Genomic DNA, 24,760 nt, shown 5'->3' on the forward strand with positions numbered 1-24,760 from the left:
GCCGGTCTTCGCTTCGGTCCCGATGTCCGCTCAGGACGCCCTGTTGTCCGCTGAGCCGTACGCCCTCACAATGCTCATGCCAAACACGCACGGCCTCCTGTCGCACGCGCCGCCCCGGCCGTGCGACGGCCCGGTCATGCGGCGATGCGGCAACCCGCTACTCCGTGCACCACTCCCACCACGGAAGAGGACCCCCCACATGAAGAAGACCCTGGCCGCCGCGTGTTTCGGTGGCACGTTGTTCCTGGGCGCTGCGGTGGCCCCGGCCTCCGCGCTCGACCAGCACACCGCGCCGCAGCCGACCCTGAAGGCCGTCAGCTTCGCCGGGACGGTGGCGCTCAGCAACTGTTCCGGCTCGGTCGTCCGCGTCCCCTCCTCGCAGCCGACCGACCCGGCGCTCGTCATGTCCAACGGCCACTGCCTGGAGTCCGGCTTCCCCGGCCCCGGGCAGGTCATCGTCGACCAGCCGTCCTCGCGCACGTTCAGCCTGCTCAACTCGGCGGGCAGCAAGGTCGCCACGCTCCGCGCGAGCAAGGTGGCGTACGGGACGATGACGGACACGGACGTCTCGCTCTACCAGCTCACCAGCACGTACCAGCAGATAGAGAGCTCCTACGGGATCAAGGCGCTGGAGCTGTCGGCGGCCCGGCCCGCGCAGGGCACGGCGATCAGTGTCGTGTCGGGCTACTGGAAGAAGATCTACAACTGCTCGATCGACGGGTTCGCGTACCGGCTCAAGGAAGGGTCCTGGACCTGGAAGGACTCGGTCCGCTACACCTCGGCGTGCAACACCATCGGCGGCACGTCCGGCTCGCCGGTCCTCGACCGCACCTCGGGCAAGGTCGTCGCGGTGAACAACACCGGTAACGAGGACGGCGCCCGCTGCACGGACAACAACCCGTGCGAGGTGGACGAGAACGGCAACGTGACGGTCCGCCAGGGCATCAACTACGCGCAGCAGACGTACGGCATCGTGCCGTGCGTGGGCGCCGGCAACAAGATCAACCTGTCCGCCCCGGGCTGCGCGCTGCCCAAGCCGTAAGGCCGGGGCCCTGGCCCGGGCCCGGGCCAGGTCCGCAGGGCCGCTCAGCGCGGGAGTTCCGCGAGCAGCACGCCGATCCGTTCGGCGTGCTGCTGTGGCACTCGGCCGGTGTCGTCGACGTGGACGGCGCACGCGGTCGTCGCGTCCACGAGCCGCTCCAGGGCGAGCGCGGTCTCCCGCGCGCCGTCCGACTGCCGGGCGAGCAGCGGCAGTTCGGCGGCCGCGAGATCGGCGGCGGCGCGCGCCTGGGCGAGCGTGCGGTACGCCTCGCGCCGCAGCAGCCACCGGTCGAGCCGGTCCCCCACCGCGCGCGGGGCGACGGACGCGCCGGCCTCCGGTTCGCGCAGCACATGCCGTACGTACGCGTGGGCGGCCTCCCGCGCTTCGTCGAGCCGCGTCCGGACGCCGCCGGCGCGGTGGGCGCGGGGGCCGGGCAGATGACCGGCGACGAGGACGAGGGCGCAGGCGGCGAGGGTGTCGGTGATGCGGCTCCAGGAGGCGGGCGGTTCGCCGCCGACCAGCACCAGGCTCAGCACGAGCACCGTGATGACGGCGGTCTGCGCGGCGAAGTGCCGCGTGGCGACGGGGATCAGCGCCCCGCACAGCACGACCAGCGCCAGCGGCCCGAGCGGGCTCGGCAGGACGGCGGCCAGGGCCGCGAAGAGGGCGGCGCCCACGACCGTGCCGGCGGCGCGGCACAACGCGCGCGAGACGAGCGGCCCGAGGTCGGGCTTGACGAGGAAGACGGCGGTGGCGGGCAGCCAGTACCAGTGCACCGGGTGCAGCAGCTGGGCGAGCGCGGCCCCGGCGCCGAAGGACAGCCCGACGCGGGTCCCGTACTCGCGCCCCGCCGACCCGGTGGCCCGCCGCAGCGCGCGCAGCACGCGGACGCGCCGGTCGTCGGGGGGCGCCGCCGGATGGCCTGCCTCGCGCGCGTAGGGGGCCCGTTCGCGCGCGTCCGGGGACGGCTCGCACCGGTCCGCGGCCGGCTTGCTCCCGTACGGGGTCTGCTCGCGCCCGTCCTCGGACCGCTGAGGCCCGTACGGGAACCGCCGACGCCTGTACGCGGACTGCTCGCGCCCGTCCTCGGACCGCTGACGCCCGTACGGGAACCGCTGCCGCCCGTACGGGGATTGCGGTGCGGAGTCCGGCAGGTCACGCCCTCCCGGGCCGCCCCCGTCGAACGCCTCCGCCGCCCGCAGCAGCGCCTCGTCCAGCGCCCGCAGCCCCGCGTCGTCCCGGCTCGGCGCGGGGAGCGTGCCGCAAGGGGTGCCCGCGCGGACGGCGGCGGCGAGGCGCCGGGGGCCTGTGCGGGCCCGTTCGGGCACGGGCCTGCCGGTCCAGGCGAGGGCGGTCGCGGCTTCGGCGAGCGGCAGCGCGGCGAGATAGCGGGCGCGCAGCAGCCGGGGCGCGGGCCCGTCGCCGCCGAGGGGGCGCAGGGCGTCCTGGGCGTGGTCGAGGGCGCTGGTCAGGGCGGCGCGGCGGGCGGGCGCGGCGGGGCTGCCGGCGGCGTCGAGGAGCGCGGCGACGGCGTCGTACACGGCGGCGACCGCGGCGCGTTCCCCGTCGTACAGGTAGCCGAGGCCCTGGGCGCGGGCGGTGCGGACGGCCGGGGACGGCAGCGTCAGGCGCAGCACGATCAGCCAGCCGGCGCCGCACGCGAACAGCGCGGCCCGCTGCCAGGGCGGTTCCGGCAGGGGCATCCCGGCGCCGACGGCGGTGGTGACGAGCAGTTGCGTACCGACGGTCGAGGCGACGGGCCCGATCGCGCTGACCGCGCCGCCCACCGCGCCGAGTGCGGCGAAAGAGGCGACGACGACGCCACCGGCGACCAGCCGCCCGGCCCCGCCGCCGGTGAGCATGGCGAGGACGCTGCCGAGGAACATGCCGCACGCCCCGGCGAGCGCGGGCCCGCCGAGCCGCGTCAGGGCCCGTCGCCGGGTGCCGGGGCGGTCGTTGACGCCGGCGAGCATGGCGCCGAGCGCGAGGAGCACTCCGGCGGACGGGCGTCCGGCGAGCAGCGCGAGGCCGAGCAGGGGCCCGGCGGCGAGAGCGCCCCGCACGGCGGCGGCCCAGGGGACGGGCGCGCGCTGGGTGCGCAGGGCGTGGCCGAGCCAGGGCGGCAGGGCGGAGGGACGGACGCGGGGCAGGGCGGAGAGGCGGACGCGGGGGCGGGCCATGGGGCTGCGCGGACTCCTGTCGTACGGGCACGGAGGTCTGCGGCGGCGCTGCCGGACGACTCGAACCGGCGTGAACCGGTCACTCCACCGTAAAGCCCGTTCGTGGAGCCGGGGAAACGAGCGGGTTTCCCCGATGTGACACTTGACCGTGCCGAACACTCCTTCCTCCGCGCCCTCCGACGCCCCGGAGCGCGACCGCCCGCACGACCACGGCGGCTGGCCCGACCTCCCCGGCGACACGGCCCTGTCCCTCCCGGTCCCGGAGGCGGACGCGTGCCCGGGGCTGGTCCGCACGCCGACCCGCGCCCATGTGACGCTGCTCTACCCGTTCCTGCCGATGTCGCGGCTCACGCCCGAGGTGGACGCCGAACTGCGCGCGCTCTTCGCGGCGACCCCCGCGTTCACCCTCCACTTCCGCGAACTGCGCCGCTGGCCCGGCGTCCTCTACCTCCCCCCGGAGCCGGACGCCCCGCTCCGCGCCCTGCTGGCGTCCCTGCGCGCCCGCTGGCCGCAGGCGGTCCCCTACCGCGGCGTCTTCGGCCCCGACGGCCTGGACCCGCACCTCACGCTGGCGAGCGGCGGCGCGACGGACGACCTCCCCGACACCGCCTTCACCCCCCACCTCCCCCTCAGCACCCGCATCACATCGATCCGCCTGATCACGACCCCGGGCGGCGCAGGAACAGGCTGGCAGGACGCCCACACCTACCCCCTGAAACCCTGACCCCACCCGGCCGGCACCGCGCCGTGCCCCCGTCGGGGAAGATGTGGGCATGACGACGGTGGAACCGCTGGGGGCGGTGCGGGAGCGGGTGCTGGCCTCGCTGCGGCAGGACATCATCGGGGGGCGGCTGCGGCCGGGCGCGCGGCTGGTGGAGCGGGAGCTGGCGGAGCGGTTCGGGGTGTCCCGGGTGCCGGTGCGGGAGGCGATCAGGGCGCTGCTCATCGAGGGGTTCGTGACGTTCGAGACGCCGCGCAGGGCCGTCGTACGGACGTTGACCCGGACGGACGTGACGGAACTCTTCGAGCTGCGTGAGGCGTTGGAGGTGTACGCGATCGGGCTCGCCGCCGCCCGCGCGACCCGGGACGACCTGGCTCATCTCGCCGTGCTGCTGGAGCTGGCGACCCGGGCGACGCGCGAGGACGACGCCGAGACGATCACGGACGTCAACAGCCGCTTCCACGACCGCCTGATCGAGATGGCGGGCAATGGACTGATCACGGAGGTGATGCGGCCGGTGGAGGGCCGGCTGCGCTGGCTGACCCGGCGCAACGAGGAGTGGCCGCAGCAGCTCGCCGAGCACCGGGACCTGTACGACGCGATCGCCTCCCGCGACCCGGAGCGGGCGCGGGCCGTGGCGCTGGCGCACGTGCGCACCAACTACCGCTCGACCGTCCGGCATCTCTTCGAGGACGTTCCAGCGGAGTGATCCGGCCTGATCCGAAGGATCCGAAGGGCCCGAAGGACCCGAAGGACCCGAAGGACCCGAAGGACCCGAATCGGACGGCTCTACTCCTCCGCGCCGGCGTTCCGCATCCGCCCGTACGCGTAGACGCAGCCCGCGAGGGCCAGGTCGGACAGGAGCATGAAGCCGATGGAGTAGGAGTTCTTGGCGCTGTAGATCGCGCCCATGACCAGCGGCGGGACGAAGCCGCCGAGGCCGCCCATCGCGCCGACGATGCCGGTGACGGAGCCGACCTGCGGCTGCGGGGTGACCTGCGAGACGAGCGCGAAGACGCTGCCGCTCGCGGTGCCGAGCCCGGCCGCCATGAGCAGCAGGCAGATCGTGCCCATCGGGTTCATCGCCGGGTCGAACGCCTGGACGATGGCGAAGAGGGCGACGACGACGAGCGCCCACGCGGTGACGGTCGCCGGGTGGATCCGGTCCGAGAGCCAACCGCCGATGGGCCGGAAGACGACGGTGACCAGCGCGAACCCGGCCGCCTTCGTGCCCGCGTCGGTGGGGTCGAGGTCGTACCACGTCTTCAGATACGTAGGCAGGTACACGCCGAACGCGACGATGCCGCCGAAGCCGATCGCGTACAGCGCCGACAGTTCCCAGGTGACCCGCAGCCGGCCGGCCTGGCCGAGCCGGGTGACGAGGGACGAGGTGGGGACGGGCCGGTCGGGGCGGTCGGAGATCAGCGCGGCGGCGAGCAGCGCGTACGCGGCGAGCGCGATGGCGACGACGACGAACGGCAGGTTCTCGCCGTGTTTGGCGATGCGGGGCGTGAAGTAGCCGGAGAGGGCGACGCCGCCCATGCCCATGCCGAAGACGCCGAGCGCGAAGCCGCGCCGCGCGGGCGGGAACCAGGAGTTCACGAGCGGGATGCCGATGGCGAACGTGGTGCCGCCGAGCCCGAGCAGGAAGCCGACGCCGATCATCGCGAGGAAGTTGTGCCGGGCCGGGATGATCAGCAGCACGGGCACGATGGTCAGCGCGGAGACCAGCGGGAACATCAGTTTCGCGCCGTATTTGTCGGTGAGCGCGCCGACCGGGACGCGGCCCAGCGAGCCGACGATGACGGGGACTGCCACGAGGAAGGACTGCTCGAACGAGCTGAGGGAGAGGTCGTCGCCGAAGTTGCTGCCGAGCGGCGCGATCAGGTCCCAGGCCCAGAAGGTGAGCGCGAAGCCGATGGTGGCCACCGCGAGGTTGCGGTAGGCCGCGGCGGGCGGCCGGTCGTCGGCCCGCACCGGCGTCGGGGCTTGCGTCGAGGGCGTCGTCACGCTTTCACGCTAGGAAGCGGGGGCCGGGTGCTCCATTTCTGCTAGCCCGTTGGAGGCCTCTCCCGGGCGGCCCGTCGGGGCCCTCCCCGGATCAGTCGCCGGGCGCCGGCGGCTCGGGCAGGACGGGCAGGCCCGCCTCCAGGGCCGCCGCCCGCAGCACGTCCCGCAGCATCAGGGGCGTGAGCCGCCCGGTGAAGGTGTTGCGCTGGCTGACGTGGTAGCAGCCGTACAGGCCGAGCCCGTCGAGGTCGACGCGGGTGCCGTGGCCGAACGCGGGGCGCGGGCGCGGCACCTCCCAGCCGGCCTGCGCGAACGACGGCAGCGCCGCCTGCCAGCCGAAACCGCCGAGCACGACGACCGTGCGCAGGGTCGGCCGCAGCAGTTCCAGCTCGCGGACCAGCCAGGGGCGGCAGGTGTCGCGCTCGCCGGGCGTCGGCTTGTTCTCGGGCGGCGCGCAGTGCACGGGCGAGGTGATGCGCACGCCGTGCAGCGTCAGGCCGTCGTCGGCGCCCTCCGCGTAGGGGCGGCTGGCGAGGCCCACGTCGTACAGCGCCCGGTACAGCACCTCGCCGGAGCGGTCGCCGGTGAACATGCGGCCCGTACGGTTGCCGCCGTGCGCGGCGGGCGCGAGGCCGATGAGGACCATGGACGCGTCGGGCGGTCCGAAGCCGGGCACGGGCCGCCCCCAGTACGTCTCGTCGGCGAAGGCCGCGCGCTTGGTGCGCGCGACCTCCTCCCGCCAGGCGACGAGCCGTGGGCAGGCCCGGCAGTGCGTGATCCGCTCGTCGAGCGCGTCGAGGCCGTCCATCCCCCCACCGTAAGGCCGCGCGCGGGCGCTACGTGAAGGCCGCCCCCAGCGCGACGAACACGCAGATCAGCAGGAACAGCAGGGCGAGCAGCGGCCAGACGAACCGCAGATAGCGGTCGTAGCCGACCTTGGCGAGGGCGACGCCGCCGATGGTGACGGCCGTCGTCGGCACCCACAGGTTCATCCAGCCGCTGGCCGCCTGCCAGGCCGTGACGACGACCGCGCGCGAGACCCCGGCGAAGTCGGCGAGCGGCGCGAGGATCGGCATGGCGAGCGTGGCGTGCCCGGAGGTGGAGGGGATGAGGAAGGCGAGCGGCAGGTTCACGACGAAGACGATGACGGCGAAGATCCCGGACGAGGTGCCCTTCACGACGCCCTCGATGGCGTGCAGCACGGTGTCGGTGATCTTGGAGTTGTTCATGATCACGGTGACGCCGCGCGCGAGCAGGATGACGAGGGCGGGCGAGACGAAGTCGGCGGCCCCCTGCACGATCGTCGAGCTGAGTTTCTGCTCCCCCATCCGCCCCACGAGCCCCACGAGCACCGCCGCGCACAGGAACAGCGCGGCGAGCTGCGGGAACGACCAGCCGAGCTCCCAGCCGTACGGGGTCGCGTCCGCGTCACCGGTCAGCGCGCTCGCCCACGGCACCACCGAGAAGATCATGAAGGCGAAGACCAGGGCGGTGACGACGAGGACGGCCTTGTGCAGCGGGCTCAGCGCGGGCACCTCGGCGGCGTCGGCGGACGCCTTGTCGCGGTCCCGGTCGCCGGGCAGGAATCCGGACAGCGAGCGGTCGGGGTTCTTGCGTACGCGCCGCGCGTACCGGATGACGTAGCCGACGGTGACGCCGGTCAGGACGACCCACATGACGAACCGGAGCGCGATGCCGTCGCCGAGGGAGATGTCGGCGGCGGAGGACGCGACGCCGGTGGCGAACGGGTTGACGGTCGAGCACAGCACGCCGACGCCCGCGCCGAGGATGATCGCGCCGACCGCCGTCATCCGGTCGTAGCCGAGCGCGAGCATGAGCGGCACGATCAGCCCGTAGAAGCCGAGCGTCTCCTCCGCGAAGCCCTCGACCGTGCCGAGCACCGAGAAGACGACCATGACGCCCGCGATGAGCAGCGCCCCGCGCTCGCGCAGCCGGTGCGCGAGCCGCCCGATGCCCCGGTCGAGGGCGCCGGTGGCGAAGACGACGGTGATGAACGCGCCGATGGCCAGCACGAACAGGAAGACGCCCGCACTGCCGTACAGATCACCGGAGTTGTCGGGCCCGACCAGGGACGTCTTCGGGTCCTGGATGCCGTACAGGCCGTTGACCGGCGACAGGAACAGGTCGTTGAGCCGGTCCACGAAGGACTGCCCGGAGCCGACGCGGTGGTAGGTGCCCTGGACGGGCGCCCCGGAGTCATCGCGCGCGTACTGCCCCGGCGGCACGAGGAACGCGAGGATCCACACCGCGAGGGTGACCACGGCGAGCACGGTCAGCGCGCTCGGGAACGCGAACTTCTTCTTGGGGGGCTGCTGTGCGCCCCCGACGGCCGGCTCGGCGGGCTCCGCGGGCCCGGCGGGGCTGCTCATCGGCGCCCGCCCTGGAAGTCGGCGGCGTACTCGCGCACGAAGGCGCACATGGCGACGACGGTGGCGCGCAGTTCGGAGAAGAGGACGCGCTCGTTCGGGGCGTGCAGATTGCACAGGTTGTCCTGCGCGCCGAAGAGCAGGACCTCGGCGCCGGGCGCGGCCTGCGCGAGCCCGTTGACCAGCGGGATCGAGCCGCCGGTGGCGACGTACGAGGCGTCGGTGCCCCACGCTTCGCGCAGCGCGGTGCGGGCGGCGCGGTAGGCGGGGCCCTCGGTCGCGGCCTCGTAGCCGGGGCCGGTGTCGCCGGGCGTGACGGCGAGCGGCACGCCGAACGGGCGCAGCGCGGTCAGGTGCCGCACCAGCCGGTCCTGGGCCTCGTGCGGGTCCTGGAGCGGGTGGAAGCGCAGGTTGAGCTTGGCGCGGGCGTACGGGACGACCGCGGAGGCGGCGCCCTCGACGGGCGGCGCGTCCAGGCCGACGACGGTGATCGCGGGGCCGCTCCACAGGCGCTCGCCGAGGGAGCCGCTGCCGAGGAGCGGCATGCCGGGAAGGACGCCCGCGAGGTCGCGGAACTCGTCCTCGGTGTAGCTCGCGCCGGTCCACGTCTCGCGCCGCAGCCCTTCGACGGCCACGTCGCCGTGCACGTCGTGCAGGGTGCCGAGGGCCTTGAGCAGCACGAGCAGCGCGTCGGGGGCGGCGCCGCCGAACTCGCCGCTGTGCCGCGGCTCCTGGAGCGTGCGCGCCTCGACGATCACCTCGGCGGCGCCGCGCAGCCCGGTGGTGAGGGTGGGGGTGCCGGGGCGCAGGTTGCCGAGGTCGGCGATGACCATGGCGTCGCAGGCGAACCGCTCGGGGTCGGTGGGCGGGTAGGCGTCGAAGGGACTGCCGTACTCCTCCTGTCCCTCGAAGACGATCTTCACGCCGACCGGCGGGCGCCCGCCGAACGCGCGCAGCATGCCGAGATGCGCGATGACGTTGGACTTGTCGTCCGCGATGCCGCGCGCCCTGAGACCGCCCTCGACCGGGGTCGGCTCGAAGGGCGGCGACAGCCACAGGCTCTCGTCACCGGGCGGCTGCACGTCGTAGTGCGAGTAGAGCAGCACGGTCGGCGCGTCGGGGGTGGGCGGCGGGATCTCGCCGAAGATCACGGGCGCGGTGTCGGGCAGGTCGATGCGCTCGATGTGCTCGACGCCCGCGTCCCGCAGCAGCCCGACCAGCAGGTCGTAGGCCTCCCGCACGGGCTCGGGCGGGAAGCCGGGGAACGCGATCGACGGGATCGCGGCGAGGCGTTCCAGGTCGGCGCGGAGCCCGTCCATCAGGGTGTCCACGTGCGTGTGCAGATCGGCGTGCGCTCCGACGGGGCGGTTGTCGTGCGTGCCCTCGTGGCGGTCGTCGTCCGGGTCCATCGCGGCCATGGCGTACGTGCCCCTCGCTCTCGAATCCATGCGGTTTGCCCGGATTATCCGTGGCCGGGAGGGGTCCGGTGCCGAGGGCTCGCCGTGCGGACGGGCAGCCGTCCCCGAACCCGCATTAAGGTCGGGGGCATGGCAGCGGAGAGTGCGGGTCCCTCGGGGACGCCGGGCGCGGGCGGCGGCGGGAGCGTGCGCGTCGACAGTTGGATCTGGTCGGTGCGGCTCGTCAAGACGCGGGCGGCGGGCGCCGCGGCCTGCAAGGGCGGCCACGTCAAGGTCAACGGCGTGAGCGTGAAGCCCTCGCACGCGCTGCGCGTCGGCGACGAGGTCCGCGTCCTGCAACCCGGCAACCGGGAGCGGCTCGTGGAGGTCAAGCGGCTGATCCGCAAGCGGGTCGGGGCGCCGGTCGCCGTCGAGTGCTACGTCGACAACTCGCCGCCGCCTCCGCCGCGCGCGGTCGTGGCCCCGGTCGGGGTACGGGACCGCGGCGCGGGCCGCCCGACGAAGCGGGACCGCCGCGAACTGGAGCGCCTGCGCGGCATCTTCGGCCAGGGGCCGACCGGGGCGGGGCATGTGCCGGGGTCCGGCGACGGGGACGACGAGGACTGACGGTACGGGTTGACGGCTCGGGCTGACGGCTCGGCGCGGTCCGGTACGAGGGGCTGCGCAGGCCGGTACGAGGGGGCTGAGCAGGCCGGGGGCATGCCTCTGACGCGAAGCCCCGCCTCCGGGCCTCACGTCAGTGGCGTACGGCGACCGGCGTCGCGGTCACCCGGGGCCGCTCATCTCGCCGCCCGCTCGCGCCGCGTGACCAGCGCGAGGAGTTGCCGGTTGCGCCCCCGGTGGGACCGGGCCAGCACGGCGAGCGGCACGATGAGGATCAGGGGCGTCGCCGCGTTCTCCCCGTGGAAGACCGTGATCTGCGTGACGCACGCGCCGACCATCAGGGCGCTCAGCGCGATCGGCGTGACGCCGGAGAGCACGGGCACCACGAGCCCGATCGCCCCGGCGAGTTCGAGCGCGCCGATGATGTACATGCCCGGCGCGCCCCAGCCGATGGTGTCGAAGGCGTCGGCAGCGGCGGCGAGCCCGAGCAGCTTGGGCAGGGCGCTGGCGATGGCGAAGAACAGCGCGAGGACGATGGCGGTCGTCCGCAGCGCGATCCGGGCCCGGCGCGAACGGGCGGGCTCGACGCCGGCCGTGACCGTGCCGGGCGCGCCGGAGTCGGGCGTGACGGCGGCGGAAGCGGAAGCGGCGGCGCTGGTGGCGGGGGCGTGGTGCGTCATGGCGGTCTCCTGAGCGGTGAGGGCGACCCGTTGGTCACTGTCACCTAGGAAGACCGCCGGCCCGCCCCTAACTCATCGCCGCCCCAAGGTTTTTCTCCCTCGTCTCCGTCAAGCCGCCCGGCCCCCCGTTGAGCCACCGTCCCCGACCGGCTCCGGGGACACCTTGCGGATGATGAACGAGCCGTCAGCGGCGCGGACTTCACGCGGCAGGTTCTCGTGGGCCCGCGCTCGCATCTCAAGGCTCATACGGAAGGAACGTACGGCCGCCCCGCCCCGTTCCCGCCCCCGCATCCCCGCCCACGCTCCTCCGCGCGCCCACGCTCACGCCACGCCTCACAGCGGGAACCAGCCATACCCCATGTGCCAGTGTCCGCCCGCGTCCAGATGCCCGAGGACGGCCCGCTGAAGGCTCGTGCGGCGCGGCAGCAGCGCGCGCGGGTTCTGCGTACCGCCGAAGACGAACGCGATCGGCGTGTCGTCCGTCGCCTTCTCCTCGACGTGCCAGATACGGAACCGTTCCTGGAACCGCACGATGTTGGAGGTCTTGGGCAGGTACCGGCCCAACTGCGGGTCGAGGAGCCAGGATTCGCAGACCGCCACGCGCGCGGGCTCCTCGGGGAAGTGGCGGGCGAAGAACTCCCGGGCGCGCGCCAGCGAGTCGTCGCACGCCTCGGGCGTCATCGGCCCCCGGAAGTCGGGGATGTGCACGCCGAGCGCCGGGGCGCCGGGCCCGTCCGCGGCGCCCTCCCGCCGCAGGTGCTCACCGGCGAGCCGCCCGAGCCGCACCCGTTCGAACTGGAGCCGCCCGAGCTGGAACAGCTCGCCCCGGAAATGCCGGGTGAGCCACCACGGCACGAGCAGCCCCGTCGTACCGGAGCGCCTGCGATGGACGGCCAGATTGCGGCCGAGGTCGGCGAGCGTGTGCCGCGAGACGTCGTCGGGGACGCCCCGCGCGCGGTGCAGGGCGCGGGTGTGCGGCAGCGCCGCGACGAACACGAACAGGGCGAGGCAGCGGCCGAGCGCCCCCGCCTGCGCCGGGATGTCCGGCAGCCCGGCGCCCTCCCCCGGTTCGCCCGCCCGCCACAGCAGACCGCTGACCGCCCGCTCGATCAGCGCGGTCAGCCGCGGCTCGGCCGTCAGCCGCGCGTGCAGCGTGAGCAGCGTGGCGATGTCCTCGTGCGGGACAGCGAGGTCGAGCAGCACGTCCGGCAGGTCGAACGCGCCGGGCAGCGCGGCCGGCAGCCGGGGTATCGCGGGGTCGTCGAGGGCCGCGAGCCAGCGCGCGCACGCCGGGTCGCTCTCCAGTACGTGCCACAGTCGCGGGCCGTCCGGCAGGTCGTCGCCCGCCTCATGCCCCTGCCCGTCCCGCGCGGTCTGTCCGGTGCCGGTGTCGCGCACGCTCGGCCCGTCCTCTCTGTCGCCCGTGGTGGCACCCTGGAAGGGAAGCCGCTTGGTCCTGAGTCGCCGTGAGTCGCCGTAAGGGGATGGTGACCATGCATCTGGTCCGTACCGGTGATGAACCGGTCACCGCCCGTAGCCCGCTGCGGCTGCGCCTGGGCCTCGCCCTGTTCGGTCTGGCCTGGACGACGTTCGGCACGCTGGCGTTCCTGGTCGTCGGGCGGCCGGGGTGGGCGCTGGCCTGTGGGGTGCTGTGGCTGATCACGACAGTGGACATCTTCGTGATCACGCGCCATATGCGCCAGGGGCCCCATTACCAGCCGGGCCGCGACGTGCCGCCCTACCACCGGCCCCGCTCCCCCTGACCGGCCCGGCTCCCCGACCGGCGGGCCACCCGGCTCAGTCGTCGAAGCGTGCGGCCGCCAGATACTCGGGCTGCGGATCGAGGGCGGCGGCCAGCCGGAAGTGCCGGCGGGCCTGCTGCGGGCGGGACCAGCGCTCGTACGTCCTGGCCAGCGCGAAGTGCGCGAACGCGTTGTCCGGTTCGCGCTCCAGGACGATGGAGAACTCCAGCTCGGCGGCGCGCAGTTGGGCGGCGGCGAAGAAGGCGCGGGCGCGCAGCAGCCGGGCCGCCGTGTTCTCCGGGTGGGCGGCGATCACGTCGTCCAGCAGCTTCACCGCGCCGCGCGGATCGCGTGCGGCGAGCAACTGCTCGGCCGCTCGGTAGTCGATGACGTGCGTCTCCGGGGTGGCGTCGGGCACGACGGACTCCCTTCTGGTGTCGTCGGCGTCAACAGCGTGAGCCGTGCCGCCTATTCCTGCCCGCGGCCCGCCCGGCGGACACTCAGCTCAGGGACACCGCGAGCACCATGCCGGTCAGGACGAGGACCGCGCCGGCGAGCATGAAGGTGCGGTCCACTCCGGGCCGCTGCGCGCCGAGCACCACGGTCTCACGCGGGTCCTCGACGTCGTACGCGATACGGACCACCGCGCCCGCCGTCAGGGGCCGGTCCCGGCCGGGCGGGACGGGTGAGACGACCTCGACGACCCGTCCGTCCGCCGTCTCGAACTGGAGCAGCGGCCGGTCGGTGCCCGGCTGCGGCGGTTTGACCAGGGCGTCCACGACATTGCCCGAGGCGCGCAGGCGCCGGGTGCGCTGGAGCCCGTACGCGCCCGCGATCAGCGCCACCAGACCGCCGATGGCGGTGCACGCGGCGAGGACGATCACCGTGCCGCGGCGCGCGCCCGGCGCGACAGCTCGGCCCAGACGGCGTCGACCTGGCGGATCAGTTCGTCCAGCGGTACGTCGTTGTCGATGACGATGTCGGCGATCTCGCGGCGCTGTTCGCGGGTGGCCTGGGCGGCCATGCGGGCGCGGGCGTCGGCCTCGCTCATGCCGCGCAGCCGGGTCAGCCGGTCGAGCTGGGTCTCGGGGGCGGTGTCCACGACGACGACCAGGTCGTACAGGGGCGCGAGGCCGTTCTCGGTGAGCAGGGGCACGTCGTGGACGACGACCGCGTCGGGCCCGGCCTGCGCCGCCAGTTCCTGGGAGCGGGCGCCGACCAGCGGGTGGACGATCGCGTTCAGCGCGGCGAGGCGGTCGGGGTCGGCGAAGACGAGGGAGCCGAGCTTCGGCCGGTCCAGGGTGCCGTCGGCGGCGAGCACCTCGGGCCCGAACTCCTCGACGACGGCGGCGAGTCCGGGCGTGCCCGGTTCGACGGCCTCGCGGGCGATGCGGTCGGCGTCGACGAGGACGGCGCCGCGCTCCATGAGGAGCCGGGACACCTCGCTCTTGCCCGCCCCGATCCCGCCGGTCAAGCCCACTGACAACAAGGCCCGCGCCTCCCACTCGCCTCGACATGCCGACACCCGCGCGGAGCGGCTCTGCGCCCCGCACGGGTGATCCGCAGCCTAGCGCTTCCCCTTCGGGTCACGCCGGGCCCGGGCACTACGCACCGCCGCCTGCCCGATCCGGCCCGATCCGAAGGAAGCTCGCTAGTCGCCTTCGCGTTCCGCGAGGAACCTCTCGAACTCCTGGCCGATCTCGTCGGCGGACGGGATGTCCACCGGCTCCGCCAGCATGTTCCCCCGGGATTCGGCGCCCGCGGCGGCGTCGTACTGGTGCTCAAGTCCCTGGACCAGCGAGACCAGTTCCTCGTCGCCCTCCTGGATCTGGCGGTCGATCTCCGTCTGCGTGCGGTGCGCCTCGGTGCGCAGGCCGTGCGCGATGGTCGGCAGGACGAGCCCGGTGGCGGCGGTGATCGCCTCCAGGACGGTCAGCGCGGCGTCCGGGTACGGGGAGCGCGCGATGTAGTGCGGGACGTGGGCGGCGACGCCGAGGACGTCGAAGCCGGACTCGATCAGGCGGTACTCGACGAGGGCCTCGGCGCTGCCGGGGACCTGCGCCTCCTCGAAGGGGCTGCGGTGTCCGGGGACGAGGTCCGTGCGGTTGCCGTGAGGCGTGAGGCCGACGGGCCGGGTGTGCGGGACCCCGATGGGGATGCCGTGGAAGTTGACCGTGAGGCGGACGCCGAGCCGCTCGATGATCTGGCGGACGGCGGCGGCGAACGTCTCCCACTCCACGTCCGGTTCGGGGCCGGACAGCAGGAGGAAGGGCGCGCCGGTGGCGTCCTGGACGAGCCGTACCTCGATCGCCGGGACCTCGTACTCGGTGAAGCGGTCGCGGGCGAAGGTGAGCAGCGGGCGGCGGGCCCGGTAGTCCACCAGGCGGTCGTGGTCGAACCGGGCCACGAGCTGGTGGGGCTGCGCGTCGAGCAGCTTCTCGACGATCTGGTCGCCGGTCTCGCCCGCGTCGATGTAGCCGTCGAAGTGATAGAGCATGACAAGGCCGGCGGACTCCTGGGCGAGTGCCATGTCCACCACGGCCAGGCCCTTCGGCTCCCATGTGTACAAATCCTGCGGATCAAGCACAGTGACCGCTCCTCCTCGTGTTCACCGTGAAGAACAAGCCCCGGCCCCCTGATCATTCCCCCGTCCCGCATTTTCACGGCAGTTCGGCCCTGTCCGGCTTTCGCGCGCGCATACGGCAGCGGGCCCGCACCCCCCGGAAGGGGTGCGGGCCCGCTGTCAGTCAGCTACTGGCGCAGAGCGGTTCAGCTCTGGCCGCCCGCCAGCTTCTCACGGAGCGCGGCGAGCGCCTCGTCGGAAGCGAGCGCGCCCGAGTTGTCGTCCGACTCCGAGGAGTAGGAACCGCCGCCGGTCGTGACCGGAGCGGCACCAGCGGTGCTGGCACCCTCGGCCTCGGCCTGGGCGTCGGCCTCGCGGGACTTGATGACCTGGGCCTGGTGCTGCTCGAAGCGCTGCTGCGCCTCGGCGTACTGGGTCTCCCAGGCCTCGCGCTGGGTCTCGTAGCCCTCGAGCCAGTCGTTGGTCTCGGGGTCGAAGCCCTCGGGGTAGATGTAGTTGCCCTGGTCGTCGTAGGACGCGGCCATGCCGTACAGGGTCGGGTCGAACTCGACGGCCGACGGGTCGGCGCCGAACGCCTCGTTGGCCTGCTTCAGCGAGAGGCTGATGCGACGGCGCTCGAGGTCGATGTCGATGACCTTGACGAAGATCTCGTCGTTGACCTGGACGACCTGCTCCGGGATCTCCACGTGGCGCTCGGCCAGCTCGGAGATGTGGACCAGACCCTCGATGCCCTCGTCCACGCGGACGAACGCACCGAACGGAACCAGCTTCGTGACCTTACCCGGGACGACCTGGCCGATCTGGTGGGTACGGGCGAACTGCTGCCACGGGTCCTCCTGCGTCGCCTTCAGCGACAGGGAGACACGCTCGCGGTCCATGTCCACGTCGAGGACCTCGACGGTGACTTCCTGGCCGACCTCGACAACCTCGGACGGGTGGTCGATGTGCTTCCAGGACAACTCGGAGACGTGCACCAGGCCATCGACGCCACCCAGGTCCACGAAGGCACCGAAGTTGACGATGGAGGACACGACGCCGGAGCGGACCTGACCCTTCTGGAGGGTCGTGAGGAACGTCTGGCGCACCTCGGACTGGGTCTGCTCCAGCCAGGCACGGCGGGACAGGACCACGTTGTTGCGGTTCTTGTCCAGCTCGATGATCTTCGCCTCGAGCTCCTTGCCCACGTAGGGCTGGAGGTCGCGGACGCGGCGCATCTCGACCAGGGAGGCCGGAAGGAAGCCGCGGAGGCCGATGTCGAGGATGAGACCACCCTTGACGACCTCGATGACGGTACCGGTGACGATGCCGTCCTCTTCCTTGATCTTCTCGATGGTGCCCCAGGCACGCTCGTACTGGGCGCGCTTCTTCGAGAGGATCAGGCGGCCTTCCTTGTCCTCCTTCTGAAGGACCAGGGCCTCGATCTCGTCGCCGACCGCCACGACCTCGTTCGGGTCGACGTCGTGCTTGATCGAGAGCTCACGGCTCGGGATGACACCTTCGGTCTTGTAACCGATGTCGAGCAGGACCTCGTCCCGGTCGACCTTCACGATGACGCCGTCGACGATGTCGCCGTCGTTGAAGTACTTGATCGTCTCGTCGATCGCGGCGAGGAAGGCTTCCTCGTTACCGATGTCGTTGACCGCAACCTGCGGGGTGGTGGCGGTGGTCTCGGTGCTGCTCGTCATGTGGGAAAGGGCTCCGGTACGGACATTGAAGTCGTAGGTACTGCTACGCCATGAGCCCGTTTCGCACACTGCAAGAAGCCGGACAGCCTTGGAAGCGCCCGAGTCCGGAGAACCGGGGGCGCCTCGCAACCGAGGGGACATACATACAGATGCGAGCGCAGCCTGCTATGTCTGAGGTACGCAGGCCCGCAGCGCAACTTGTAGCATACGGGGGCAGCCGGACAGGGTCAATGCGCGAAGGCGCACACCCGGGGCAGACCACCGCATACCCGGCACAATTCGTGTCGCACGAGGTGGCCAGGGCCGCTCGGCCCGCTCCTCCAGCCCCTTCCGCGGCGGCTTCCGGCACACGGAACCGCGCACGGGTCCGCGAGCCGGAACCGCCCCGGGGTGTCCCGGGGTGTCCGAAGGTGTCCGCACATTAATACGAGGGAGCCGATCATCCAAGGGTCCGGACCAATCCAGCAGAACGAGCCGTGGGCGCAGGGCGCGGAGGCCGCCGGGAGCCCGGGAGGCGTGGACGAGGAGTCCACCGCCACCCGCCGTGACGCGGACACCACCGAGAGCGCGCGGGCCAACCGCGGCTGGTGGGACAGGAACGCGGACGAGTACCAGAACGAGCACGGCACCTTCCTCGGTGACGACCGCTTCGTCTGGGGCCCCGAGGGGCTCGACGAGGTGGAGGCGGAACTGCTCGGCCCCGCCGAGGACCTCGCGGGCAAGGACGTCCTGGAGATCGGCGCCGGCGCGGCCCAGTGCTCGCGCTGGCTGGCCCGGCAGGGCGCGCGCCCGGTCGCCCTCGATCTCTCGCACCGCCAGCTCCAGCACGCGCTGCGCATCGACGGCGGCAAGGTGCCGCTGGTGGAGGCCGACGCGGGGGCGCTCCCCTTCAAGGACGGCTCCTTCGACCTGGTGTGCTCGGCGTACGGCGCGATGCCGTTCGTCGCGGACCCGGTGCGGGTGCTGCGGGACGTGCGCAGGGTGCTGCGGCCGGGCGGCCGGTTCGTCTTCTCCGTGACGCACCCGATCCGCTGGGCGTTCCCCGACGAGCCGGGGCCCGAGGGGCTGAGCGTCGCCGCGTCGTACTTCGACCGCACTCCTTATGTCGAGCAGGACGACGAGGGGCGTGCCGTCTACGTGGAGCATCACCGCACGGTCGGCGACCGGGTGCGGGACGTGGTGGCGGGCGGCTTCCGGCTCGTGGACCTCGTGGAGCCCGAGTGGCCCGCGTGGAACACCCAGGAGTGGGGCGGCTGGTCCCCGCTGCGCGGCAATCTGATCCCCGGCACGGCGATCTTCGTCTGTGAGCGGGACGACCGGGGCTGACCTGCCCGGCGGGGCGTTGCGGGAGACTGGGCGGGTGATTCACGAAGACGTGCTCGCCGCCCTGCCCGTACGGTCCGCGGTGCCCGCGCTGCGGCGGGCGCTGGACGACAAGGGCGTGGCGGTGCTCGTCGCGCCGCCCGGCACCGGCAAGACGACCCTGGTGCCGCTGGTGCTCGCCGGGCTCCTCGGCGCGCAGGCGCCGCCGCGCCGGGTGATCGTCGCGGAGCCGCGCCGGATCGCGGCGCGGGCGGCGGCCCGGCGCATGGCGTGGCTCCTGGGCGAGCGGGTCGGGGAGCGCGTCGGCTTCACCGTGCGCGGGGAGCGCGCGGTGGGCCCGGAGACGGTCGTGGAGGTCGTCACGACGGGCGTCCTGCTGCAACGGCTCCAGCGGGACCAGGAGTTGGCGGGCGTGGACGCGGTCCTCCTCGACGAGGTCCATGAACGGCATCTGGACGCGGACACCGTCGCCGCGTTCCTGTGTGACGTACGGGCCGCGCTCCGCCCCGACCTCGAACTGGTCGCCGCCTCCGCGACGACCGACGCAGAGGGCTGGGCCGCGCTGCTCGGCGGCGCGCCCGTGATCGAGGCCGAGGGCGTCTCGTACCCGGTGGAGACCGTGTGGGCGCCGCCGCCGCGCCCGGTGCGTCCGCCGCACGGCATGCGCGTGGACCCGGCGCTGCTGACGCATGTGGCGTCGGTGGTGCGGCGGGCGCTGGCCGAGCGGGACGGGGACGTGCTGTGCTTTTTGCCCGGGGTCGGCGAGATCGCCCGGGTCGCGGGGCAGTTGGGGGACCTCGGCGCGGACGTGGAGATCCTCCAGGTGCACGGGCGGGCGCCGGCGGCCGTGCAGGACGCGGTGCTCACGCCGGGCGCGCGGCGCCGGGTGGTTCTGTCGACGGCGGTCGCCGAGTCGTCCCTGACGGTGCCGGGCGTACGGGTCGTCGTGGACGCGGGCCTGGCGCGCGAACCCCGCGTCGACCACGCGCGCGGGCTGAGCGCGCTGACGACCGTACGGGCCTCGCGGGCGGCGTCCACGCAGCGGGCGGGCCGGGCCGGGCGGGAGGCGCCGGGGTGCGCGTACCGGTGCTGGGACGCGGCGGAGGAGGGGCGGCTCGCGCGGTTCCCGACGCCGGAGATCGCGCTGGCGGACCTGACGGCGTTCGCGTTGCAGGCCGCCTGCTGGGGCGACCCGGACGCCTCGTCGCTCGCCCTGCTCGACGCGCCGCCCGGCGGGGCGATGGCGGCGGCGCGGGCGGTGCTGACGGCGATCGGGGCGGTGGAGCCGGACACGGGACGCGTGACGCGGCGCGGGACGCGGATCGCGCGGCTCGGCGTGCACCCGCGCCTCGGGCGGGCGCTGCTCGACGCGGCGCCGGTGGTCTCGGCGCGGGCGGCGGCGGAGGTCGTGGCGCTGCTGAGCGAGGAACCCCCGCGCGCGTACGGCGACGATCTCGCCGGCGCCCTGCGCACGGCCCGGCGCGGCGGTGACGCGTACGCGGCCCGGTGGCGTACGGAGACGCGCAGGCTCGCGGCGCTGGTCGCGGACGAGGGCGAGGGGCGAGCGGGCTCCCCCGGGGCGGGCGGGGACGACGCGGTCGCGGGCCTGGTCGCGGCGCTCGCCTTCCCGGAGCGGGTGGCGCGCAAGGACCGGGGTTCATGGCTGATGGTGTCGGGCACGCGCGCGGAGACCGGCGAGGCGTCGGCGCTGCGGGATGCCGAGTGGATCGCGGTGGCGGTGGCGGACCGGCAGGCCGGCGCCGGGCACGCGCGCGTGCGGCTCGGCGCGGTGGTGGACGAACAGAGCGCGCGGCGGGCGGCGGGGGCGCTGCACCGCGAGGCCGACGAAGTGGCGTGGGCGGACGGCGCGTTGGTGGCCCGGCACGTGGAACGCCTGGGGGCGGTGGAGCTGGCGGTGCGCCCGCTGGCGGACCCGGACCCCGGCCTCGTACGGGACGCGCTCGTGGAGGGGCTTGGGCGGGAGGGGCTCGGGCTGTTGCGGTGGAGTGCGGAGGCGCGGGCGCTGCGGGTGCGGCTGGCGTTCCTGCGGGCGCACCTCGGGGAGCCGTGGCCCGATGTGTCGGACGCGGCGCTCCTCGCGCGCGTGGACGACTGGCTCCAGCCGGAGCTGGGGCGGGCGCGCGGCCGGGCGGATCTGGGGCGGATCGACGCGGGGCAGGCGCTGCGGCGGCTGCTGCCGTGGGCGTCCGGGGAGGCGGCGCGCCTGGACGAGCTGGCGCCGGAGCGGATCGAGGTGCCGAGCGGTTCGCGGGTCCGGGTGGACTACGCCGATCCGGCGCGGCCGGTGCTCGCGGTGAAGGTGCAGGAGATGTTCGGGCTCCAGGAGACGCCCCGGGTGGCGGGGGTGCCGGTGCTGGTGCATCTGCTCTCCCCCGCCGGGCGGCCCGCGGCGGTGACCGCGGACCTGGCGTCGTTCTGGCGGGAGGGCTACCGGGCGGTGCGGGCGGATCTGCGGGGCCGGTACCCGAAGCATCCGTGGCCCGAGGACCCGGCGGGAGCCGAGCCGACGCGGCACACCAACAACCGGCTGCGCGGGCGCTCCTGAGCCGGGGCCCGCGCCCTCAGGCGGTGGTCGTCTTGGCCGGGGGCAGGTCGGGCACCGGTTCGGGCACGGGCGGCCCGGGGCGGCGGGAGCGGGCCTCCAGCCACAGCGACAGGGCGAGCAGGGCGATGCCGAGGGCGAGGAACCCCCAGGGCAGGTAGGAGGTGAGGAGGAGGACGAGGACGCGGTTGGACTCGACGAGGTCGACGGTCGCCTTGATGGAGTCCTCGCGCATCTTGACGTGCCCGGCGAAGACGGTGACTTTGTCGCGGCCGCCGAGAAGGGTGCCGCCGCGCAGTTCGTTCTTCTGGATCTCCTCGCCGTACACGGGCGCCCCTGTGGTGGGTTCGACCCAGAAGCGGCGGACGGTGGAGTACCAGCGGGTGGTGCCGGTCTTGGCGACGGACTGGGGCGTGATGCCCTTGACCGGCATCGTCTTCGGCATCGGGACCTTGGTCCAGGGGATGGTCTGCTCGAAGTAGTAGACCTTGACCCCGCGGAACGTACGGGTGCCCTTGTAGTGGATGGGGCGGGTGATGCGGGCCTGCGCGTCGAAGTACTCGTAGTCGCGCTTCTCGGTGAGGAAGGGCCATTTGAACTCGATGCCCTGGCGGGAGACCTGGTCGCCGTCGACCATCTCGCCGGTGGCGTGCACGGGTTCCTGGCTGTGGGCGTCGAAGATGTAGCGCTCGGGGACCTTGGAGACCATCTTGCCGTCGGGTCCGGCGACGTACGACAGGGCGTCCCAGACGACGACGTCGCGGCCGGCGTCGGCGCTGATCCGCTTGGCCTCCTCCACATTGCCCTTGAGGGTCTGCACGATGGTGACCTTGGAGACCTTCTTGGAGCGCATGGTGCCGTAGTCGAGCAGGGTCGGGTTCTTCGCCTCCAGGACGGCGGTCTGGTACTGGCTCGGCGGGATCTTCGCCAGCCTCGGGAACGCGTACCAGCGCATGAGCGGGGACAGCGCCGTGAAGAACACGGCGAAGGCGAGCAGGATCAGGCTTGCCTTGCGGCGCATCTCGGCGGCCCTCCTCGACTACCGGCGGCTACGGGCGTGTTCAGGGCGTTCAGGGGCGCGCGGGGACGGTCGTCATCAGCGGTTTCGGGGACGTCTTGCCGGCCGGCGCACCGACCGCCGTCATGGTGAGGACGAGGGCGAACGCGGCGGCGAGCCCGATCGCCGCCGCTATGAGGGCACGCATGCCGGACCTCCCTGCGACCGTGCTGCACACGGGATCTGATGGGGCGTCAGGCCCCTGGGTCGGTGCACCGTAGCAACGCGCGGGAAGAATGAGAACAGGTCGCGCAGCAACGGCCGAGCCCCCGGCCGCGGGTGCGGCCGGGGGCTCGGGTGCGACGGTCCCGTCTCCTACGCGGACGGGCTCGCGGTCGTGCTCGGGCTCGCGCCGGCCGACGGGCCGGCGGAGGGGGCCGCGGTCACCTTGAGTTCGACGGTGAGCGTGGCGCCGCCCGCCGTGGTGACGCGCAGCAGGAACGTGCCGGTGGCGTCGTCCGCGTACAGCTCGGGCAGCTTCAGGGCGCCCTTGGCGTCGGTGGTCAGACCCTTGAGCGTACGGATCTTCTTGCCGTCGGCGTCCTTGAAGTACGGGCCCTTGGCGGCCTCGGTCGCGTCGTCCGCGGACGTGACGAGGGTGGCGGTCGCGGCGACCTTCCCGGCGGCAGCGCCCTTGTACGTGGCCTTCAGCTCGACGGGGTCGGCGAACTTCTGGCCGGCGACGCAGGTCAGTTCCTTGTCGTCCGTGCGGGTCAGCTTGTCGGCGGCGCGTTCGGTGACGGTCGCCTTGTGGTCCACGCCGGGCAGGGTGCGGCCGACGACGGTGGCGCGGACCGTGAACGTGCCGGTCTTCTCGCCCGCCGTGAGCTTCGGCGCGGTGGCGAGGCCGCCGGCGTCCGTGGTGGCGACGGCCTCGGTGCCGCCGCCCGCGAAGGTGGCGTCGGTGTCGCCGACGAGCGTGAAGCGGACCTTCACGTCGGCGACGCCCTTGCCCATGGCGTCGCGGGCGCGGACGGCGACCTGGTCGGCGAAGGTGTGGCCGGCCATCGCGGTGGACGTGCCCGGGTGCGCGTCGGCGACCTTGCTGACCTTCGAGGCGGGCGGGTGGGTGGCCGGGGGCGTCGTGGGCGGTGTCGTGGGCGGCTTGGTGGGCGGGGTCGTGGGCGGCTTCGTCGGCGGGGTGGTGGGCGGAGTGGTGGGGTCGGTGGCGCCGCCGCCGTTCCCGCCGCCCGTGCCGGAGCCACCCGTGCCGGAGCCGCCGGTGCCGGTGCCTGTGCCGCCGGTGCCGAGGCCCGTGCCCGCGCCGCCGCCGAGACCCAGGCCCGGCGTCGGGTTCGTACCGCCGCCGCTGCCGCCGCCGCGGGGGTGGCGGGGCAGTACGCCACTGCCGTCGGGGACCTCGTGGGTGCCCTTGCGGTAGTACTCCAGCCAGGCCAGGACGGTCGCCAGGTACTCCGAGGAGTGGTTGTAGCTGAGGATCGCCTTGTTCAACTGCGCGGCGTCCGACAGGTCCCGGTCCTTGGCGCACAGGTAGTGGCCGGCGGCGAGGGCCGCGTCGTAGACGTTGTTGGGGTCTTTCCTGCCGTCGCCGTTGCCGTCGCGGCCGGCCCACTCCCAGGTGGAGGGGATGAACTGCATCGGGCCGACTGCCCGGTCGTGGACGGTGTCGCCGTCGTACGCGCCGCCGTCCGTGTCGGTGATCTTGGCGAAGCCCTGGCCGTTCAGCGGCGGGCCGAGGATCGGCTTGAGGGTCGTACCGTTCGCGTCGACCGCACCGCCGCGGGCCTGCCCGGACTCCACCTTGCCGATGGCGGCGAGGAGTTGCCAGGGGAGGTTGCAGCCCGGCTTGGACCGGGCCAGCTCGGCCTCGGCCTTCTTGTACGCGTCCAGCACGGTCGCCGGTATGCCGGCCTCGGCGGCACCGGCCGCGCCGCCCGGGCGGGGGCCGGCCGTCGGGTCGTCGGAGGGGCTGACGAGGTCGGGCAGGTCCGTGTAGTAGTCGGGGCCCGTCGCCGCGTCGGGCGGGGTGTCGTCCGCCAGGCCCGCGGAGGCGCTGTCGCGTCCTTGCGGGTTCGTCACGCCTGGGGCCTGTGAGGCGGACAGTGCCGCCACCGCCGCGGCTGCGACCGCCGCGGTCATCGCGCCCCTGCGCAGCCTCCTGCCGAATACCGCCGCCATGCCCAGAACCCTCCCGTAGAGACCGTCGTTCCACCTGGCACGCGCCGCCGCTCCCCCGCGCGCGGACGCAGCCGACCCTACGTCAACTTCCGGCGGGCATACACCTGTCCGCGCCCGTTTTCCGGGGGTTGCCCCCTGTTGGCGGGGCGTTCACGCGGGGCGCGGGGCGGGTGTCGGGATGCGCGGTGCGTTCCGGTACGGGGCCGTTTTCCCTGGCGGGCGGGGGTCGTCTCTTCGGGTGCGGGTCACGGGGTGGCTGGCCGCGCAGTTCCCCGCGCCCCTGACGGGGCTGAGCCGGTTCTACGGGTGCAGGTGCGTTGTGGTTGATCGCGCAGTTCCCCGCGCCCCTGACGGGGCTGGGTCGGTTCTACGGGTGCCGGTGGCGCCGTGGCCGAGCGCGCAGTTCCTCGCGCCCCTGACGGGGCTGGGTCGGTTCTACGTGTGCCGGTATCACCGTGGCTGAGCGCGCAGTTCCTCGCGCCCCTGACGGGGCTTGGCCGTGCCCCGGTAGGGGCGCGGGGAACTGCGCGGCCAGCCACAACCCACCCGCAGGTGACCACGCACATGAATCGCCCCGGTAGGGGCGCGGGGAACTGCGCGGCCGGCCACGACGCACCCGCACACGA

At 73.7% G+C, this 24,760-nt stretch carries 22 protein-coding genes; 7 read left to right on the forward strand and 15 right to left on the reverse strand.

Annotated elements, in window-relative coordinates:
• Nucleotides 1-199: 199 nt before the first annotated feature.
• A complete protein-coding gene (locus tag ACZ7LY_RS11120) occupies nt 200-1,042 on the forward strand; it encodes a S1 family peptidase (protein WP_471624252.1) in 843 nt (280 codons plus the stop codon).
• 44 nt (nt 1,043-1,086) lie between these two features.
• Here ACZ7LY_RS11120 and ACZ7LY_RS11125 read toward each other — a convergent pair whose 3' ends face one another.
• On the reverse strand, nt 1,087-3,222 hold the full coding sequence (locus ACZ7LY_RS11125; RefSeq protein WP_471624253.1) for an FUSC family protein: 2,136 nt from the start codon (nt 3,220-3,222) through the stop codon (nt 1,087-1,089).
• A gap of 148 nt (nt 3,223-3,370) precedes the next feature.
• Between ACZ7LY_RS11125 and ACZ7LY_RS11130 the strand changes: the two genes are divergently transcribed.
• Nucleotides 3,371-3,946: a 2'-5' RNA ligase family protein gene (locus ACZ7LY_RS11130; RefSeq protein ID WP_471624254.1), complete on the forward strand. Its 576-nt coding sequence runs from the start codon at nt 3,371-3,373 to the stop codon at nt 3,944-3,946.
• Nucleotides 3,947-3,995: 49 nt separating this feature from the next.
• On the forward strand, nt 3,996-4,652 hold the full coding sequence (locus tag ACZ7LY_RS11135) for a GntR family transcriptional regulator (RefSeq protein WP_471624255.1): 657 nt from the start codon (nt 3,996-3,998) through the stop codon (nt 4,650-4,652).
• A gap of 80 nt (nt 4,653-4,732) precedes the next feature.
• On the opposite strand, the gene ACZ7LY_RS11140 is transcribed toward ACZ7LY_RS11135, so the two are convergent.
• The 4 genes from ACZ7LY_RS11140 to ACZ7LY_RS11155 all read right to left on the reverse strand — a co-directional run bounded on the left by ACZ7LY_RS11140 (nt 4,733) and on the right by ACZ7LY_RS11155 (nt 9,659).
• Nucleotides 4,733-5,953 carry an MFS transporter gene (locus ACZ7LY_RS11140; RefSeq protein ID WP_471624256.1) on the reverse strand — a complete coding sequence of 407 codons (1,221 nt, stop codon included), beginning with the start codon at nt 5,951-5,953 and terminating at the stop codon, nt 4,733-4,735.
• A gap of 91 nt (nt 5,954-6,044) precedes the next feature.
• Entirely contained in the window at nt 6,045-6,761 is a 717-nt protein-coding gene (locus ACZ7LY_RS11145) for a uracil-DNA glycosylase (RefSeq protein WP_471624257.1), read from the reverse strand.
• A gap of 28 nt (nt 6,762-6,789) precedes the next feature.
• Nucleotides 6,790-8,343: a YfcC family protein gene (locus ACZ7LY_RS11150; RefSeq protein ID WP_471624258.1), complete on the reverse strand. Its 1,554-nt coding sequence runs from the start codon at nt 8,341-8,343 to the stop codon at nt 6,790-6,792.
• The gene (locus ACZ7LY_RS11155; RefSeq protein WP_471624447.1) at nt 8,340-9,659 is read right to left on the reverse strand and encodes a M20/M25/M40 family metallo-hydrolase; all 1,320 of its coding nucleotides are present in this window, start codon (nt 9,657-9,659) and stop codon (nt 8,340-8,342) included. The genes ACZ7LY_RS11150 and ACZ7LY_RS11155 overlap by 4 nt, the downstream gene beginning before the upstream one ends.
• Before the next feature lie 213 nt (nt 9,660-9,872).
• Between ACZ7LY_RS11155 and ACZ7LY_RS11160 the strand changes: the two genes are divergently transcribed.
• Entirely contained in the window at nt 9,873-10,364 is a 492-nt protein-coding gene (locus tag ACZ7LY_RS11160) for an RNA-binding S4 domain-containing protein (RefSeq protein WP_471624448.1), read from the forward strand.
• A 173-nt stretch (nt 10,365-10,537) separates the two neighbouring features.
• Here ACZ7LY_RS11160 and ACZ7LY_RS11165 read toward each other — a convergent pair whose 3' ends face one another.
• Together ACZ7LY_RS11165 and ACZ7LY_RS11170 are read right to left on the reverse strand one after the other, a co-directional pair.
• On the reverse strand, nt 10,538-11,041 hold the full coding sequence (locus tag ACZ7LY_RS11165; RefSeq protein WP_471624259.1) for a DoxX family protein: 504 nt from the start codon (nt 11,039-11,041) through the stop codon (nt 10,538-10,540).
• Between the two features lie 333 nt (nt 11,042-11,374).
• Nucleotides 11,375-12,292: an acyltransferase domain-containing protein gene (locus ACZ7LY_RS11170; RefSeq protein WP_471624449.1), complete on the reverse strand. Its 918-nt coding sequence runs from the start codon at nt 12,290-12,292 to the stop codon at nt 11,375-11,377.
• Between the two features lie 242 nt (nt 12,293-12,534).
• On the opposite strand from ACZ7LY_RS11170, the gene ACZ7LY_RS11175 reads away from it, so the two are divergent.
• Nucleotides 12,535-12,804: a DUF6343 family protein gene (locus tag ACZ7LY_RS11175; RefSeq protein ID WP_471624260.1), complete on the forward strand. Its 270-nt coding sequence runs from the start codon at nt 12,535-12,537 to the stop codon at nt 12,802-12,804.
• Between the two features lie 34 nt (nt 12,805-12,838).
• Here ACZ7LY_RS11175 and ACZ7LY_RS11180 read toward each other — a convergent pair whose 3' ends face one another.
• From ACZ7LY_RS11180 to rpsA, 5 genes are all read right to left on the reverse strand, one after another.
• Nucleotides 12,839-13,201: a tetratricopeptide repeat protein gene (locus tag ACZ7LY_RS11180; protein ID WP_356493405.1), complete on the reverse strand. Its 363-nt coding sequence runs from the start codon at nt 13,199-13,201 to the stop codon at nt 12,839-12,841.
• An 82-nt stretch (nt 13,202-13,283) separates the two neighbouring features.
• Complete coding sequence (locus tag ACZ7LY_RS11185; protein WP_471624261.1) at nt 13,284-13,667, reverse strand: hypothetical protein; 384 nt, start codon at nt 13,665-13,667, stop codon at nt 13,284-13,286.
• Complete coding sequence (gene coaE / locus ACZ7LY_RS11190; protein ID WP_471624262.1) at nt 13,664-14,272, reverse strand: dephospho-CoA kinase; 609 nt, start codon at nt 14,270-14,272, stop codon at nt 13,664-13,666. The genes ACZ7LY_RS11185 and coaE overlap by 4 nt, the downstream gene beginning before the upstream one ends.
• Nucleotides 14,273-14,434: 162 nt before the next feature.
• The gene (locus ACZ7LY_RS11195; protein WP_471624263.1) at nt 14,435-15,370 is read right to left on the reverse strand and encodes a PAC2 family protein; all 936 of its coding nucleotides are present in this window, start codon (nt 15,368-15,370) and stop codon (nt 14,435-14,437) included.
• Nucleotides 15,371-15,552: 182 nt separating this feature from the next.
• Nucleotides 15,553-17,052, reverse strand: coding sequence for a 30S ribosomal protein S1 (rpsA, locus tag ACZ7LY_RS11200; RefSeq protein WP_471624264.1), 1,500 nt, complete (start codon nt 17,050-17,052; stop codon nt 15,553-15,555).
• A 420-nt stretch (nt 17,053-17,472) separates the two neighbouring features.
• Between rpsA and ACZ7LY_RS11205 the strand changes: the two genes are divergently transcribed.
• The gene (locus ACZ7LY_RS11205; protein ID WP_471624450.1) at nt 17,473-18,378 is read left to right on the forward strand and encodes a class I SAM-dependent methyltransferase; all 906 of its coding nucleotides are present in this window, start codon (nt 17,473-17,475) and stop codon (nt 18,376-18,378) included.
• Nucleotides 18,379-18,412: 34 nt separating this feature from the next.
• Nucleotides 18,413-20,941, forward strand: coding sequence for an ATP-dependent helicase HrpB (gene hrpB, locus ACZ7LY_RS11210; RefSeq protein WP_471624265.1), 2,529 nt, complete (start codon nt 18,413-18,415; stop codon nt 20,939-20,941).
• Nucleotides 20,942-20,957: 16 nt separating this feature from the next.
• Here the strand turns inward: hrpB and pgfA are convergent, their stop codons facing one another.
• The 3 genes from pgfA to ACZ7LY_RS11225 form a co-directional block, all read right to left on the reverse strand.
• The gene (gene pgfA, locus ACZ7LY_RS11215) at nt 20,958-21,959 is read right to left on the reverse strand and encodes a cell envelope lipid trafficking protein PgfA (protein ID WP_471624266.1); all 1,002 of its coding nucleotides are present in this window, start codon (nt 21,957-21,959) and stop codon (nt 20,958-20,960) included.
• Nucleotides 21,960-22,008: 49 nt separating this feature from the next.
• Nucleotides 22,009-22,143: an SPW_0924 family protein gene (locus ACZ7LY_RS11220; protein WP_471624267.1), complete on the reverse strand. Its 135-nt coding sequence runs from the start codon at nt 22,141-22,143 to the stop codon at nt 22,009-22,011.
• A 167-nt stretch (nt 22,144-22,310) separates the two neighbouring features.
• The gene (locus ACZ7LY_RS11225) at nt 22,311-24,134 is read right to left on the reverse strand and encodes a lytic transglycosylase domain-containing protein (protein ID WP_471624268.1); all 1,824 of its coding nucleotides are present in this window, start codon (nt 24,132-24,134) and stop codon (nt 22,311-22,313) included.
• Nucleotides 24,135-24,760 lie beyond the last annotated feature (626 nt).

This window comes from Streptomyces sp. NPDC107550, assembly GCF_055639095.1.